The organism is Labilibaculum manganireducens (assembly GCF_002843385.1).
Lineage (GTDB): Bacteria > Bacteroidota > Bacteroidia > Bacteroidales > Marinifilaceae > Labilibaculum > Labilibaculum manganireducens.
This window is the reverse complement of record NZ_MVDE01000023.1, coordinates 57,978-75,914: the sequence shown is the minus strand read 5'-3', so window position 1 is coordinate 75,914 and position 17,937 is coordinate 57,978. Positions and strand designations below refer to the sequence as shown.

12 protein-coding genes are annotated in these 17,937 nt (G+C 36.3%); 5 read left to right on the top strand and 7 right to left on the bottom strand.

Features of this window, described 5'->3' with window-relative positions; genetic code table 11:
- Positions 1-723, top strand: a 723-nt coding sequence (locus BZG01_RS21580) for a hypothetical protein (RefSeq protein WP_180327330.1), incomplete at its 5' end; no start/stop codon positions are given.
- Between the two features lie 256 nt (positions 724-979).
- On the opposite strand, the gene BZG01_RS14625 is transcribed toward BZG01_RS21580, so the two are convergent.
- From BZG01_RS14625 to BZG01_RS14615, 3 genes are all read right to left on the bottom strand, one after another.
- Entirely contained in the window at positions 980-1,687 is a 708-nt protein-coding gene (locus BZG01_RS14625; protein ID WP_101310585.1) for a reverse transcriptase domain-containing protein, read from the bottom strand.
- Between the two features lie 676 nt (positions 1,688-2,363).
- Positions 2,364-3,920, bottom strand: a complete 1,557-nt coding sequence (locus tag BZG01_RS14620) for a SusD/RagB family nutrient-binding outer membrane lipoprotein (protein WP_101310584.1) — start codon at positions 3,918-3,920, stop codon at positions 2,364-2,366.
- Positions 3,921-3,936: 16 nt separating this feature from the next.
- Entirely contained in the window at positions 3,937-7,194 is a 3,258-nt protein-coding gene (locus BZG01_RS14615; protein WP_101310583.1) for a SusC/RagA family TonB-linked outer membrane protein, read from the bottom strand.
- Positions 7,195-7,695: 501 nt separating this feature from the next.
- Here BZG01_RS14615 and BZG01_RS14610 point away from each other — a divergent pair.
- The 4 genes from BZG01_RS14610 (at position 7,696) to BZG01_RS14595 (ending at position 11,331) form a co-directional block, all read left to right on the top strand.
- The gene (locus BZG01_RS14610) at positions 7,696-9,159 is read left to right on the top strand and encodes an aminoacyl-histidine dipeptidase (protein WP_101310582.1); all 1,464 of its coding nucleotides are present in this window, start codon (positions 7,696-7,698) and stop codon (positions 9,157-9,159) included.
- Between the two features lie 108 nt (positions 9,160-9,267).
- Positions 9,268-10,065 carry a sulfite exporter TauE/SafE family protein gene (locus BZG01_RS14605; protein WP_101310581.1) on the top strand — a complete coding sequence of 266 codons (798 nt, stop codon included), beginning with the start codon at positions 9,268-9,270 and terminating at the stop codon, positions 10,063-10,065.
- A 144-nt stretch (positions 10,066-10,209) separates the two neighbouring features.
- Positions 10,210-10,989 (top strand): HD domain-containing protein, encoded by a 780-nt coding sequence (locus BZG01_RS14600; protein ID WP_101310580.1) that lies wholly within the window; start codon positions 10,210-10,212, stop codon positions 10,987-10,989.
- 117 nt (positions 10,990-11,106) lie between these two features.
- Complete coding sequence (locus BZG01_RS14595) at positions 11,107-11,331, top strand: (2Fe-2S)-binding protein (protein WP_101310579.1); 225 nt, start codon at positions 11,107-11,109, stop codon at positions 11,329-11,331.
- 53 nt (positions 11,332-11,384) lie between these two features.
- Here BZG01_RS14595 and BZG01_RS14590 read toward each other — a convergent pair whose 3' ends face one another.
- From BZG01_RS14590 to BZG01_RS14570, 4 genes are all read right to left on the bottom strand, one after another.
- Positions 11,385-12,971: a citrate lyase subunit alpha gene (locus BZG01_RS14590; protein ID WP_218973118.1), complete on the bottom strand. Its 1,587-nt coding sequence runs from the start codon at positions 12,969-12,971 to the stop codon at positions 11,385-11,387.
- Positions 12,928-14,154: an aldolase/citrate lyase family protein gene (locus BZG01_RS14585; protein WP_101310577.1), complete on the bottom strand. Its 1,227-nt coding sequence runs from the start codon at positions 14,152-14,154 to the stop codon at positions 12,928-12,930. Before BZG01_RS14585 ends, BZG01_RS14590 begins: the two co-directional genes overlap by 44 nt.
- Positions 14,155-14,408: 254 nt before the next feature.
- The gene (gene ltrA, locus BZG01_RS14580) at positions 14,409-15,848 is read right to left on the bottom strand and encodes a group II intron reverse transcriptase/maturase (protein ID WP_218973117.1); all 1,440 of its coding nucleotides are present in this window, start codon (positions 15,846-15,848) and stop codon (positions 14,409-14,411) included.
- A 450-nt stretch (positions 15,849-16,298) separates the two neighbouring features.
- Positions 16,299-17,933: a sodium ion-translocating decarboxylase subunit beta gene (locus BZG01_RS14570; protein WP_245870385.1), complete on the bottom strand. Its 1,635-nt coding sequence runs from the start codon at positions 17,931-17,933 to the stop codon at positions 16,299-16,301.
- Positions 17,934-17,937 lie beyond the last annotated feature (4 nt).

Here is a 17,937-nt window from a genome sequence, read left to right as displayed (position 1 = left end):
AAGTATTTGTTCAATGGCTATAATTATACCCTTTTTATTATCCTATTCTTCAATAACGTCTCAATTTCTCAATCAATTACACCAAGTCAGGCACAAACATTTCAGCGAAATCAAACTGAATTTAATAATTTAGCAAATGATGTTGACAGAAGATTAGGTATGGAATTTGTCGATTTCACTGGTGATTTATTTTGGAATAAAACTTGGGAAATGGGGGAAATAGTCACTAAATCAAATATTTTAATTGACAGCATTGAACTAAAATATTGTGTATTAAATCAAGAATTTCATGTTGTAAAATCTGATGACACCATAGCAATAACAAATACTGATCTGATAAATTTCATTAAAATACAAAATACATTGTTTATTTATTGCAAATCTGAAGTGAACAATAAAATAAAAACTAATTGTTTTGAGGTTCTTTATGATGGAAAGATAAAATTACTAAAAAATCACACTTGTGTTTTTGTTAAAGGAGTTAAAAACGTATCTAGTTTTGTTAATCCGACGTCCGATCATTATGAAATAAGAAGCACCTTATTCATGAAAACACCGGATAACTACGCAATTAAACTACCTACCAGTAAAAATAAATTTTTGAAAACAATTGACACCAATAACTTAAAAATAAGCTCTTTCATTAAAACGAACAAGATTCATTTTAACAATGAAAATGAATTAATTCAACTCTTTTCATTTTACAATAAAATTTACAATTGAACATACAATATTTAAGCCTGTTTAATTATAATACTCTAGCGAACGATTTAAACTATATATAGTAATAATTAGTCGAACCTTAAAAACATATTAAATTAGTGGTAGTCTGCTGTTAATATGTTTCATTGTATATCACTAGTGACCGACTAAAATAATAAATTGAGGGTACTCCCAGAGGTTTCCCCTCAAAGTTGTAAATTAATTTTGCAAAAACTCTTTACAACATGGGTAGAAATAATGAAATTAAATTTGTCGGTCAGCCGATATTCAAACAGATAATAGATTTGTTAAAAGTAGTTGATATATCAAGTTGATAAAACATCACAATAGTGACTATCTTGGTCGATAATTCGTACATTAACCGATCGTGGTTCACTTCATCGAAGAAGCTTTTCATATCAACTACCTCTTCTCTTCCCTCCGTTACGTATTCGCTTGCCTGTCGTAATGCTTGTTGGGCATTCCGACCTGGTCGGTATCCGTTACTCTTCTCGGAAAACTCCCGCTCGTAAATCGGAATTAGTACCTGTGCGATAGCTTGTTGAATTATCCTGTCCATTACGGTCGGAATACCAAGATTACGCATTCCGCCTTTGGGTTTTGGTATCTCTGCCTGTTTTACCCCTTGGGGTTGATAATTCCCTTGCTGCAAATCGTTTATCATTGATTCGCTCTCTGTTATAAACCAATCTGCAAACTTCCCTGTTGGCATCTGGTCTATTCCTGCTACGCCTTTGTTCCGATTTACTCGCTTATAGGCTTGTTTCAGGTTGTGCGATGAACATACTATGGTCATCAATTCTGCTGTTAAGGCTCGTCCTTGTTGTCCCGATTTATTGAATTGCCCCGCCTGTCCCGTTTTTGATCCGTTTACGTCTTCACAATTTTCTGACTGGCGTACTGCATTCCCGTTTTGTCCTATGAACAAATCCCTCTGATATACTATAGCTTGCTGGTGCTCCATAAATAAAAGTTCCTACTGACTACTACTTATGTTAACCAATTCAGCCCTTCGATTTGAGTTGCACGAACTCTGCTACTATGGCCTCTGCAGACTTCTCACTCTTACCGCTTGGGACCTTTCGCCGATTGTTACCGCTCGGTTTGTCACTATTGTAGCTGGTGGTGAGACCTCTCGGGATAAGATGATAAACTTTCCTTGCGTACTGCCTGATTTACTGTATGGGATTACGGTTGATATTTGGGCGTTCCCAATCCATTGCTCGGTTACCCTGCCCAAGTCAGCCTTGTATCAGATTTCTGTTCGTCAGAACGTCAAGTTTGCTGATGGCTTCTTTCGGATTCACGGTCGCCCCTGACACCCTTGCCAATCGCTAATTTTTCCTTTCAACTCGGCACATACAGAGACTTACACTCTGCTAGTTTATCACCATGCCCGACATACAAAAATGAACGCCCAAGTAATGGGCGTTACGGATGATAATTAGTTAAATATCAACTTTAGTCGGTTAATAGTGATTTTCAATATGAAAAAATCCAGTGAGGGTAGCCTCACTGGATCAATTACTAATATAAATAGAATCAAGCTATTCTAGCATAACTAAAAATTAGAGACTAACATTCAAATATCTTGTATGAGTATTTTCTTTCCGAAAACTCTCACGAAGAATCTTATTGAATTAGTTTACATCCCACCAAAGCCTAGATTTAATAGTATTACCATCAGTTAAATTACTAACAGCAACTTTATAATTATCTCCATTTAACGTAGACTCCTGATTTGGATACTCCATTCTATATGGGATATCAGTTACACTAATAAGTGGAGTAAAAGTGTAGTTGAAAGTTTGTACGGTACCAACTGCATCAGTAACAACATCCACAGAATAACTATCCCCAGCAGCTACTAGAGTAGTAGGATAACCAGTTCTACGATATTCAGCCCAAGCTGTATGTGCTTGCATGTAAAGTGCGATATATTTTTGAGTTAAGACATTTTCCTCGCTAGATGCAGGTAGGGTTCCAACAAAAGTACTTATATCCGTAGCATTAACTCCCCATTCTTCCATAGAAGCTTCAACACCCTTTACATACTCAGTTTGCGACCAACCGTTAACTTCCGATTTTAGAAACTCTACCTCTGAATAGCTCATTAAGGCTTGTACTCCATCCGAATAACTATGAGCTCCAATACCTCCAGATGCATTTGGATCCCATCCTGTAATAGACGAAGCAGGTAGTGATTCCCATTTAAAAGCAACCGATGTAGCATTTGGAACCCCATAAGGAATACCAACGTAATTACCAAATTGATTAGGTTCAGCATATTCAGAAATTCTAGGATCAATTCCGAAAGATCCAACTGTACCATCCAATAAATTGATAAAACTATGAGAAACCGCAAAATCACGACGTGATGCAAAAGCTATCTGAAAACTAGATCCGTTAGCTTCATTGCCCTCATAAACTAAAACTGCATTATCATCATTAGATTCAAATACGCCACTTGAAATAGCCTCTGTTATATGAGTTGATGCTGCAGGATAAACACTTTCGATTTTAACAGCAATACGCAATCGCAATGAATTAGCAAATTTTTTCCATTTTTCCGCATCACCATTATAAAGAGGATCACCAGTAGTAAAAACTGGAGCATTAACATCAATCATCGCTACCGCTTCAGACAATTGCTTTAACAAATCAGGATAAATTTTACTTTGCGCTGCATAAACAGGCTTTAATACATCATCATTAACAAGTAAAGCTTGAAAATCAGCATCTTCAGTAGAGTATGACCAATAAGGAATATCGCCCCATGTATCTGCCATTAAATTAAATGACCAAGCTATCATAATTCGACATGCAGCTATTTGATTAACATTTGCACCATAAGCAGACATAGAACCCGCTGTCTTCTCATCAGTATTTAATTGGATGATTTGTCTGAAATTTTCCACATTAATATACAATTGCTCCCAAGTTTCACGCATAGATTCACGATATTGATATCTATCCTCTTCAGTATATTCAGTTTGAGCCCAGTACTGCATGGTTGGCAATGTAAAACGACCTTGAAACCATTCATCATGCGTATCATCAATCATTTCTTTAACAGCATCGTTAAAGATGGAATATGTTGGGGGCACTTCAGGTGCATTTGGGTTGCCTTCATAGGCAACATCACAAGCACTCATAATTAACAGTACCCCTAATATTAATAATATATTCTTTTTCATATTTTCAAATTATTTATTAAAATCCTAGTTGCAAGTTAAAACCATAACTTCTTGTATTAGGGATCATACCACCTTCAATACCTTGAATGTTTCCAGATCCTCCAACACTATTTTCAGGATCAAAACCCTTTTTATCAAGTCCCCCAGTCCAAAGATTTTTACCGTAAACAGATAATTTCAACGAGCGTAAAGGTCCAATCATTGTTTTAGGAAAATTATACCCTAAAGTAACCTCTCTCAACTTAACGTAATCTGCATTAAAAACATTTTGAGCACTAGGACCTCCAGCTCCGTGATAATGTCTACCAGCCCAATCTTGACCTTCAACATATATCTCATTAGGGGCAGTATTGGTTACAGAATAGTTTCCATCAGCATCATAAGTTACTGTTCCTGTTACTCCTTTAATTTTTATACCTCCACCGTCAGCAACAGCTTCTCTTATATTAATTCCTTTATCATTAGTTTGAGCAGATGCCTCTAACATTCCAGAATACATACCCCAATTATGAGATAATGAATAAAATTTTCCACCTTTTTGAACGTCGAACAAGAAACTAAAATCAAAATTCTTATAAGTGATATTATTACGAATACCTACGTTATAGTCAGGTAAAACAGATCCAAGAGGAACTAAATCTGCAGTCTTTAAGTACTGACCAGAAGCGCTTACCACCTTATTTCCTTTATCATCAAAGATAAAATCAGTTCCCCAAAGCGTTCCGTAAGTATCTCCCACACTTGCTCTTAAATAAACACCGCCAAATGGAGCTCTCTGTATATCTAACGCATCAATTCCAGGGTACAATTCGATCAACTTATTATTAATTTTTGCATAGTTGATATTAATATCCCACGATAAATCTTTTGTCCTAATTGGCGAACCTTTTAACGTTAATTCTAATCCTTTATTCTCCATCTCCCCAGCGTTAATATATTTTGCATCGTAGCCTGTTGCTGCTGAAACATCTAAAGGAATGATTTGGTCTTTTGTTACATTATTAAAATAGGTTACATCAACTCCAAATCTATTTTGTAAGAAACTGAGTTCCATACCTATTTCATAAGAAGTTGTTTCTTCTGGCTTTAAGTGTTCGTTTAACTTTGTCTCATCAGTACTAAAACGAGGTGCACCTTGGAAAGGACCATTTGTATTTGCCTCAAATGTTCCAAATACCTTATACGGATCTGTATCATTACCAACTTGTGCCCAACCTAATCGTAGCTTACTAAAATCTAACCATGAAACCTCTGGTAATAATTCAGAGAATAGGAAACTTGTTGAAACTGATGGGTAAAAATATGAATTATTGTCTTCAGGAAGAGTAGATGACCAATCATTACGTGCAGTAAAATCAACAAACCAAAAGTTCTTATATCCAATTGAAGCACTTCCGAATACCGAATTAACATTCTTTTCTTCGTAATAATCATTTGTCGAAACATTACCTACAGAGTTTCCTAAACTATAAATATTAGGTACAACTAAACCTCCTGTAGTAGACCCTCTTAAAAGATCTAATTTTTTACGACGAGAATTAGCTCCTGCCATTGCAGTAATGTTAAAATCCTCATTGAAACGCTTAGAGTAATTCAATGTGAATTCATAATTATATTCCGAATTAATCCTTTTTGCTTCATAATAACTTGAAGTACTCTGAGATCCAACAGCCGTTCTTTCTCTAATAGAAAAAGTATAAGTATCTCCATAAACACTTGCCTTAGCTACAAGTCCTTCAGCAATTTCATAATCCACACTAATATTTCCATAGAACCTATCACGTTCATCATCAGTAAAATTTTCATTAACAATCCAATATGCATTATCAGAATACTTAGGAGTGCTATTATCCCAAGACTGACGATTCCAAGTTCTTTGAGTTCCGTCAATATTTTTATAATTCTTTAATCTTCCAAAATCTAATTGACGTTGTCCCCACTGAAAGAACTTTTGAGCAAAACTATTATCAGTATATCCAAAAGTAGGACGACCACTCGTTTCAGAACGAACATAATTGATAGCTCCTTGTACATTCAACTTATCTAACAGTTTGGTGTTTCCAGAAACAGTAAAGTTATGTCTGTCATGTTTTGACTCAGGAACAATACCTTCATTATGTGTATTTGTATATGCAAATCGCACACCGTAGTCCTTGCCTGTTCTTGTAACAGCCATGGAATTCACATATGAAACTCCTGTCTCAAAGAAATCTTCAACATCATTCTTAGGTGCAATCCATGAACGAGGTTTCAGATAATCATCAGGAAAACTAGCTTGGTCAAAAGCATCCCATCCTAAAACTTTAATATTAGGATCGTAAGCAGGCCCCCAAGACTCATCTACAGCATATTGTGGAACAAGATAATTAGTACCATCAATTGTAACTTGTTCAAAGCCGTTTACCCCACCATTAGCATCACTGACAATAGCTCCACCACCATATTTTCTCTGCAAAGCAGGAAGATCAGCAACTTTATCAATAGCAATAGAGGAACTAAAATCAACTCTAATTTCATCTTTACCTGCCTTAGCTCTTTTTGTATTAATAATGATAACTCCATTTGCTGCTCTAGAACCATAAATAGCAGCAGCAGCACCTTTCAACACAGTCATATTTTCAATGTCATCAGGATTGATGTCATTCAGCATGTTACCATAATCAACACCACCGCCTCCAGACTGAGCACTTGTGGAATTAAAATTCGAGTTATCCATCGGAATTCCATCAACTACTATTAAAGGTTGATTTTCGCCGAAAATTGAATTGGCACCACGAATAAGGATTCTTTTGGAACCCGAAAAATTAGACGACGACGATACCTGAACTCCTGAAATCTTTCCGGAAAGAGCACTAAGAGCATCCGTTTGTTTCACTTTGTTTAAATCATCAGCGCCAACCTCCTGCACAGCATAACCAAGAGCTTTTTTCTCTCTTGTTACACCCAATGCAGTCACAACAACTTCATCCACACCAATGGATTCGGTTTCCATTACAACGTTAATGACAGTTTTGTCACCAACTGAAATCTCCTGGGTAACCATACCTACAAAACTAATCAACAATATATCTGTAGATTTAGCTTCCAGGGAAAATCGCCCGTCAATATCAGTACTGGCACCAATTGTAGTACCTTTTAAAACAACAGATACTCCGGGCATGCCCAGACCATCTTCAGCACTGGTAATAGTACCAGAAATCTGCTTGCTTTGCGCATTTACTACTTGTATTCCCATAAAAATGAGTAATACAAATAGTCCAATCATTTTTTTCATAAAAAAACTTTTTAGTTAGTAATTAAGTAAAGATGCAAAATGGTTAATGGTAATTCTAGATCTTAAAAATAGCATTTAAAAAGCTTTTAACAAAAATTAACACACTTTTAACACTTGATCAAGTTATGACTTATGTCATGTTTTATCGTATTTTTAGGGGATTCACCTAAATAATTCAATTGGAAGTATCGTTTATTGCCATTTAAAAATCAACACTATAGCTTATAAAAAAAGGATACGACATATTAAATTCAAAAAAAATAAAAAAAATATGTTTTTTTTTTGAAATCAACATGACAAACTCAAAAAAACAAAAGTTTTTTAGCCGACACCCCCAAAATATAACAATCAGCCTGATAAAAAAAACACCTCAACCACACATGGTGTCGTATTGAACAAGGGGGTATAGAAAAAACACAAAATATGTATCCTCGAAAAATTAAATGATATTCCTCAACAAAATTCATAGATTTGCTACATTTGGTGAAAAATTAAACAACAATGAAAAAAATACTCGCAGAATTACAGCCTTCGGAAATTTGGAAATATTTCGAAGATATTTGTCAAGTTCCAAGACCTTCAAAAAAAGAAGATCGAATAATCGACTTTTTAATGGAGTTTGGCAAAAGGCACAACTTACAAACAAAGAGAGACGAAATTGGAAATGTGTTAATCAGCAAACCAGCTACTCCTGGAAAAGAAAACCTAAAGACGATTGTTTTACAATCGCATATGGATATGGTTTGCGAAAAAAACAATGAAACAGTTCATGATTTTGATAAGGATCCTATAATTCCCTTGATTGATAATGGATGGGTAAAAGCGAAAGGAACAACACTAGGCGCCGATGATGGTATCGGAATGGCTGCAGAAATGGCACTTCTGACCTCAAGCAATATTGAACATGGATCTATTGAATGTCTCTTTACTGTAGATGAGGAAACAGGGTTATCTGGTGCATTTGCCCTGCAATCAGGATTTTTTAATGGAGAAATACTATTAAATCTTGATTCTGAAGATGAAGGTGAAATATTTATTGGCTGTGCCGGAGGTATTGATACTCTGGCAACAATAGAATATACCAAGGAAGATGTTCCAAATGGGCATTTTTCAGTACGAATTGATGTAAAAGGTCTTCTTGGAGGACATTCAGGTGATGAAATTAATAAAGGTCGTGGAAATTCAAACAAAATTCTGAATCGATTTCTTTGGCAATTAAATAAGAAATATGGTATTCGTATTGCCTGTTTTGAAGGTGGTAATTTAAGAAATGCTATTCCCCGTGAGGCCTACGCTATTATTACACTGCCTTCTGAGTTCAAAGAGAATGTTCGTGTTGATTTGAATATTTATGCGTCAGAAATGGAAGAGGTTTGGAAAATAACTGAACCCAAGTTAAAAATCTCTCTTGAATCTACCGACAAACCAACATTTGTTATTGATGAAGAAAGCTCTTCAAACCTCATGGATGCAATTTACGCGTGTCCGCATGGAGTTTTTTCCATGAGTTCGAAAATGCCTGGAATGGTTGAAACTTCAACAAACTTGGCATCTGTTAAATTTTCAGACGACAATAAAATTCAAATTACCACATCGCAAAGAAGTGATGTGGATAGTGAAAAGTACAATATCGCTCAAATGGTCGGCACTTGTCTGACTATGGCAAATGCAAAAATAGTACATTCTGATGGATATCCGGGCTGGGCACCAAACCCCTCATCAGAAATACTTACTGTTGCTGTAGATTCCTACAAAAAACTCTTTGGAATTGATCCTGTTGTCCGTTCTATTCATGCAGGACTTGAATGCGGCCTTTTTCTTGAGAAATATCCAAATATGGATATGATTTCATTTGGCCCTACACTCAGAGATGTACATTCTCCTGATGAAAAAATTAATATTGAAACGGTAGATAAGTTTTGGAAACACCTTCTTGATATCCTCAAAAATGCTCCTGTAAAGTAAAAGAGATCTATCCTCTTCAACAACCATATAACGGCAATTCTGAATTCAGAATTGCCGTTTTTTTTATACCTTCAATCAATTAATCCATTTATTTATAGAACAAGTGGCATGACTGAACTATTTGCTAACCTTCACGAAATGGACATTTACTCCTTTCCCATTATATGTTTACTTTTGCTGGCAGGATTTATGGTGGGTTTTATTAATACAATTGCTGGAAGTGGAACCGTAATCTCCTATTCCCTATTTATGTTTTTAGGCCTCTCGGCTCCACTGGCCAATGGAACAATTCGATTTGGTGTGATTATGCAAACACTTGCAGCCTCTTATAATTTCAAAAAACAAAATGTTTTAGAACTAAAAAAGGGAATTCTTCCAGCCTTACCTACAGTTCTTGGATCTGTTTTAGGAGCGCAGATTGCTATAAGTATTAACAAGGATCTATTTGAGATATTAATAGCTGGAGTGATGCTTATAATGGGGGGCTTACTGTTTTTCAAACCAAATCGATGGCTTGCCGGTTCCAAAATTCTTCAAAATAAAAAATTTGGATTCAAGCAATTCGCAATATTCTTTACAATTGGGGTATATGGTGGATTTATTCATATTGGAGTAGGGATTTTTTTAATAGGTATATTGGTTCTGGAAATGGGTTACGACCTGATTAAAGCCAATGCCTTAAAAGTATTTATTGTTTTACTGTACAGCCCCTTTGCTTTGATCGTTTTCATGATGAATGATCAAATACATTATGGTATTGGTTCCATTGCAGCTATAGGTAATGTATTTGGTGGTTATGCAGCGTCTCACTTTGCCGTAAATTGGGGTGCCAATTTCCTTAGATGGATACTAATATCTATCATTCTCATATTTTGTATCCGATCATTAAACCTGTTTCATCTTTAATTATCACCCATTGACAACTAAATCCAACACATTGATCAAGTTGTCATATATATGTTAATTTTTCACAAACCAATACTCCCCAAATTCCTTTCTAAAATTAGATAAAAAGAGTAGTTTTGTGGGCAATTTTTTAATGACTAAGAAGTGAAGCAAGAAGTCTACAATAATATAGAAACATGGTTTAACAGCTATGTTGCAGGTTTTGAAAATGAGATCGAAGAGATTAAGTCTAATATTAATTTGAAACGAAATCATTCATTTCGTGTAGCTAATTTAATTAAGGAACTTGGTGAAGAATCAGGTTTAGATGAGTCTGATGTAATTTTGGCGCAAATCTCTGCATTGTTACATGATGTTGGTAGATTTGAACAATTGACAAAATTTGGAACATTCTCCGACACAGAAGAAATAAATCATATCCAACTTGGAATTTCAACCATCACCGAAAACAATATTTTATCAGAGCTTACAGAGGAAGAAGCGAATATGGTAATTGAAAGTATTCGAAACCACAATGAATCACTTCTTCCAAAATCAATTGATCCTAAGCTTTTGCCTTTTTGTCAAATTTTAAGAGATGCCGATAAAATAGATATACTTCATGTTGTCTCTGATTATTATTCAAACAACAAACAGGGTAGTAATAAAAGACTCGAAATGGAATTATCGGATAAACCGGAAATTTCTAAAAAGCTTTATCAAAGCATTATTGACGAAAAACATGTTGACTTTAAAGATGTACTTACACTCAACGATCTAAAGCTTTATCAGATGTCTTTAATTTTTGACCTTAAGTATAAAAAGAGCTTTAAAATAGTAAGTGAAAAAACTTACTTAAAACAAATATTCGAAACTTTACCTAAAAAAGATCTTGTAATTGACATGTACAGGCAGATGAAAATATACCTTGAAAATCATCTGTAACAAACCATTCCTTTTTAATCTTATCTGGAATCATTTAAAATAACACTCTCAGACTTGATGGTTTAAATTGAATAATGTATATATTTACAGCAGATTATTATTAAAAGAGCAAAAACAATGAGGGATATAGTTTGTAACTGTCAGATGGTAGACAGAAAAACCATAGATAAGGCAATTCATGAAAAAAATTCAACTACAATTGAAGAGATAAGAAGGTACACCGGAGCTAATACCGGTTGCGGGAAATGTATTAGTTACATCAACAGCATATTAGATACTGAAGTTCCTAAAATTGCAGTAAAAGTAGAAAATTCAACACAAAGTAAATTTAAACTTTGGTAAATAGTAAAGCTTCGGAAATCCCGAAGCTTCTTCTTTGAATTGAATATTTCTTCCTATAAAACCTTTCTCACAACATCAATAACGGTTCCATCAACCCATTTTATAGCCGCTACAATCTCGTCGGATAAAACACATTTTTCCATAATACCGCATATTTCTTCTGCTTCCTTTTTTAATTCGTGGATAGATTTAATAGGCAAATTACTTTCCTTCAACTTTTTGAGCAGATCTTTACGCAAAGGGTTAATTGCAATTCCCCTTTCGGTTATAATAACGTCTATTAATTCTCCCGGACCACAAATTGTTGTTACCTCTTCCCTAACAACCGGAATTCTATTTCGGAAAAGCGGTATGGGTAAAATGACAGTCTTACTAAACAAACAATTTTGCCAACCACCGATGCCATGCAGCAAATAACCATCCGAATGTGTAACTACATTTGCATTAAAATTAACATCCACCTCTGTAGCCCCTAAGATGGCAACATCAACCATTCCTGCAAAATTCCCTTTGCTGTGATAGTTGTAACTTGTAAAAGGACTGGTCCACACATGATTTGAGTTTTCCCGCATAGATCTCACTCCTTCCAAATCAAAAGTCTGACCATCCAATATATATTCTACAAGTCCTTCTTCAAGCATCTGAACCAGATATTTGTTACTGCCACCTCTGGCAAACCTGGCTTTTATGCCTTTCTCTTTCATTATTCTGCAAAAAAACTCACCAATAGCCAGTGACGTACCTCCTGCCCCTGCCTGAAATGAAAATCCATCTTTAATAATTCCTGCTTCCTCACAAAATCGCGCAGTCAATTCTGCTATTAATAAACGATCCGGACTTTTCGTGATTTGCGTTGTTCCTGAAACGATTTTTTCCGGAATACCTATTTGATCCATTTCAACAGTAAAATCGACGTAATTTCCTTGAATTTGCCATGGTACACAAGGAAAAGCGACCATATTATCCGTAGCAACAATTACCTTATCTGCAAACTGAGAATCAGCTAAAGCAAATCCGAGTAAACCTGAAGCTGACTTACCGTTAAGTCCATTTGCATTTCCAAAAGGATCAGCACAAGCGGCACCAATAATGGCAATATCAATATGAACTTCTCCATCCTGAATAGCCTGATACCTTCCACCATGGGAACGCAAAACAGCTACACCCTTCATTTTGCCTTCAGAACAATATTTACCTAAAGGGCCATTCATACTTCCCTCAATACGGGAAATGGTACCATCTTCCAAATATGGAATCAGGTGTTCATGGCAAGGAAATGATGCTGATGGAAACCAAATCAGATCCTTTACCCCCATCTCATGCGCAATATCAAACACCATGTTGGCCAACAAGTCTCCATCTCTAAAATGATGGTGAGTAGAAATCCTCATGCCATTAGCTAGACCTGCTTTTTGTAAGGCTTCTTTTAAGTTCTTTACTTTTTTATTACCATCAGCAGGAAACTCAGCATTGGTAGAGATATAAGAATTATATTTTCTCTTCTTAGGTATAAATTTTCCAACTCCCATATAAGGAATTTCCTTCTGACCATTAATTTCTGTCGGAACCATTCGTCCGACAGCATTTTCAATCAATTTAACCGACATATTCATTCCTCCAATCCTTTGATAGTATTCCAAGATTAATTGCTAATTCAAGTACCTTTAATTGCCGTTTTACCACAGGAGGATCAACCATTTTTGTTCCAACCGATACAACTGCAAGCCCATTCTTCTCTGCTTCATGAAAAGCATTCACAATTTTCTTTGCCCTTTCTATTTCATTCCAATTTGGTGCGAAATTTCCATGTATTACTGATATCTGTCTGGGATGAATACAGCCCATCCCTTGAAAACCCAATGATTTCGACCTTTTTACATTTTCGGCCAATGCCTCCATATCCCCCACATCTGAAAAAACAGAATCAATTGCCTGAATTTTGGCTGCATGACAAGCATTCACAACCCGCATTCTTGCATACAAAGATTCTGTGCCTGCATTGGTTCGCTGAACCCCCAAATCTGCGGTATAATCTTCAAGACCAATTGCCACAGCAATAATATTGTTTGATGAAGCTGCAATTTCATAAGCATTTTCAACTCCAAGAGCACTTTCAATGATTGGCATCAAAAAAATATCCTGTATCAAATCTTCGCGTTTCTTAATTCTTCTGATTTCTTCTTCAATCTTATAAACATCAGCAACAGACTCACATTTTGGCACTAAAATTACATGTACATTGTGAGGCACAATAAAGGCCAAATCCTCAATGCCAAATTCTCCTTGATTAATTCGAACCATTCTCTCTGCACCGTAGAAATTCTGAGAACGCAACGCATTTCTTACGATATATCTTGCTTCATTCTTTTTCGAGACAGCAACAGCATCTTCCAAATCAAGGATAATACCATTGGGTTTATGAAGACCTGCATTTATCATCATATATGGCGTGTTTCCGGGCAAATACAGCCTGGAAAACCGAAACCGATCCTTATTTGACTGATATAAATTATCTGTGAGAAAATCGAAGAGAAATTCTTTTTCAGAAGCAACTAATTGTTTAACTGCCGACTCGATTCGTGCTGCGATAACATAAGGCAATGCCCCATTATCTTTAACTGCAATGACAGCATTCTCAATTGAAAAGAAATCAAGTATTGATCTGCAAAGTCTTTCGATTGATTTCCCGTAAAAAACTTTCACCTTTGATTCCAATTCAAAATTTACACCTCCGGATTGTGTTAACTCAATACTAACAAAACAATCCCCTTTGCTATTAGAATCACAATTTCCAGACCTGCTAATTTGTTCTCCAAGTTCCATAATGAATGAGATTTAGATCGCCAAAATTTCCAAAGAAAAAAAAGGAGAAGCAAGAACCTAAATAATCAGTTCCCACCACTCCTTTTATTACCATTTTACATCTGATCAATTAATGTATCTAAATATAACATTTTAGACGTGAAAAAAAAATGACAGTACTCAAGTTCATGAACAATCGGATAGGAGAAACGGGATTAGTTCCCGTTTCGTCCTTCCACACCACCGTACGTACGGTTCTCGTATACGGCGGTTCCTTAATTTACGCCATTAACTTTTCGATAATAATCCGAGAAAAAGATATACCCAGCTTGCTTTAAACGGTCATTGGTGATAGACGTTTTTAAAATGGGACTATTGGATGTTCTCCAATAAGCTTTCCGTGTATTTGCATACTCCCAAGCTTTGTATTTTGCAATACCTAACTTAATAAGATTCCGTCCACGACTTCTGATACGTTTCCATTGCTTCCAGATAACCATCCGTAAGCGTCTGCGGTACCACTCATCAATTTTAGACAGAAGACTCTTAATGTCAGCCAATTTAAAATAGTTTAACCAACCAGTGATATACTGCTTGAGTTCTAATTTCCATTTTGCATCTCCCCATCCATTATTCCTTGATGTGAGAGTTCTAATTTTCTCTTTCATCTTGGCTAAACTTTTGGGATGTAATCGTAATCGCCCCTTCTTTTTATTCACATAGAAAGAGTATCCCAAAAATTTGATTTTCGAGATATAGGCTACACTAGTCTTTTCATTATTTACTTTCAGAAACAATCGTTCTTTAATATATGCGATGATATTAACCATAGTACGCTTAGCACTACGGATGCTTTTGCATAAAATAACCATATCATCAGCGTAACGAACAAAGTTATGACCTCGTTTTACAAGCTCTTTATCCAACTCATTCAGCATGATATTGCTCAGTAAGGGACTTAATGGACCGCCCTGTGGTACGCCCTGTGGTACGCCCATTTTCGATCCTTCAAACTTGTTGCGTACGACAACTCCTGCTTTTTGATATCTGTGTATAAGTGAGACAACTCGTCCATCTTTTACTGTTCTTGATAAAATCTCAATCAGTTTGCTCTGATTTACCGTATCGAAGAACTTTTCAAGATCCATATCTATGGCATATTTATAACCATTAGTGATATGTTCTTTACACTTAATCAAGGCCTGATGTGCACTACGTTTGGGTCTAAACCCATAACTGTTTGTAGAGAACTGCTTCTCGTAAATAGGTGACAAAACCTGTGCGATAGCCTGTTGAACGACACGATCAACTACTGTGGGGATACCTAGCGATCTCTTTTGACCGTTGTCCTTAGGGATATCTACCCTTCGGACAGGATTGGGACGGTATTTACCGTCCAATATGGATTGAATTAATGAGTCCTTATGGCAGATCAGATAATCTCCGAGAGATTCGACTTCCATCTTGTCTATACCACCACTTCCTTTATTGCTCTTTACCCGTTTAAAGGCTGCATTTAAGTTCTGCGGGGAAAGGATACACTCGAGTAATCCATATTTCGAATTGTCGGCATTAGTGATGTTGTTTTCAGTCATCCTCATGAAAGTCTGCCCTCCTGCATATCCTTCGGGTTCCGCCCTATCTTTTTGCTGGTAGGTATCTTTCGATATTTTCTGCTTTCTTTCCTTCTCTCGGTAACATTCATTTACTTTCACTTCTTAAGGTTCTGTCCTTCCCGGATCCAATCGATTAATCCAGTACTATGACCTCGGCTGACTTCTCACAACAAATCTTATTTCAACCGCGCATCATACTTCCGTTTCAGCACGTCTGTGAGACCTCCCGTGGTAAGACTAATAACTTTCATTCCATATACCCGCATCATTTACACTCCAGTGTCTGTGTAGTTTTTGGACTTCGTTTTGTGTTGCAAACTCATCCCACTGGATATGCCTGATGATATTCGTGTTCCTCGGGCCGGAAATTTGCCGCCAGCTTCCTTCAGATTCCACCTCGCGATGGACACCCTTGCTCTTGACTAATGGTTGGCAGCTACAAGCCCCCATAACGGACTTCCACCGTCTAGTTATTCGCCATGCACGGCACACAACAAAAAAAGGGTTGTCGAAACCGACAACCCTTTACAATATCTATATTGATGTTTATTACATCAAGAAACTCAATAAAATACCAGCGGCCACTGCCGAGCCAATAACACCGGAAACATTAGGTGCCATTGCATGCATCAACAAGTGATTGGTTGGATCATTTTGTAACCCCATTGTTTGAACAACACGAGCACTATCCGGCACTGCCGATACTCCTGCCGCTCCAATCATTGGGTTAATCGGACGATCTTTTGGAGAAAGCCAATTCATAATTTTACCAAAAATTACACCTCCAGCTGTAGCCACAATAAATGAAGCTGCACCCAATCCGAAAATTAAGATCGAATCTTTAGTTAAGAAAACATCAGCCTGTGTAGATGCACCAACAGTAACTCCCAATAAAATTGTAATTGTGTTAATTAACGCATTACTTGCCGTATCAGCCAAACGATTGGTTACAGTTGATTCTTTTAGTAAGTTACCAAAGAATAACATACCCAAAAGAGGCAATGCTGTTGGAGAAATAAATGCAGTTAACAACAATCCAATGATAGGAAAAATTATTTTCTCAAGACGACTTACCGCACGTGGTGGCTTCATCTTAATTTTTCTCTCTTTCTTAGTTGTTAACAAGTTGATAATCGGAGGTTGAATTACCGGAACCAAAGCCATATATGAATAAGCTGCAATTGCGATAGGTCCAATTAGATTTTTAACAGTTTCTCCATTCGCCATCACATTCATTCCATTTGCCAGTTTCGATGACAGGAAAATTGCTGTAGGTCCATCGGCACCACCAATAATTCCTATTGCTCCAGCCTCCGGCGGAGCGAAGCCCAACCAAAGAGCTCCCAAAAAGGTAACGAAAATACCAATTTGCGCAGCTGCACCCAAAATCATCAATCTTGGATTGCTAATTAGCGATGAAAAGTCAGTCATTGCACCAATACCAAGGAATATTAGTGGAGGATACCAACCACTCACCACCCCTGAATACAGAATATTCATTACTGATCCGGGCTCATAAATTCCTAATTTCAAATTAAAATCTACAGCCTGAAACATTGGAATATTACCAATAATAACACCCATTCCGATTGGAATCAGCAATAGAGGCTCGTAATCGTATTTAATGGCTAAAAAGATAAAAAACAAGCCGATCAATACCATCAATAAGTTACCACCGGTAACATTCGCAAAACCGGTAAATTCATAAAAATTCTTTAATCCAACTACCGCGCCTGAATTATTTTCACAATCAAGACTAGAGTTGGCAAACCTAAGAAAATCACCATCTACTTTGGCTATACGCGAACCAAGATTTAGAATTTCTGAAGTTGTAAGATAACTATTCGAATTAGAGTTCGGATCAATATTTTTTTGCAAGTGTGTTACAGTTTGTGGATTAAACGTCATTATAACATTTTCCCCTTCTGCTTTCCACTTACCAGTAAAACGCTGCTTTACCGAATCCATGATAAATGTTTTATCACTTTTGAATTCGAAAATTTTATATCTTTTTACAGTAATATCGGAATTTCCAACCGGGTTAGGAATATAACCATCTTCATGGTTAACCCATTTTCCCGTTGTTAATTTTTCTGCGGTATCCGATGATTTTTGAGCAATGGAGTTAAAAGCTAACCCCATTACCAAAATCATTGAGAATACCAATGAATAAAGTTTTCTCATTATA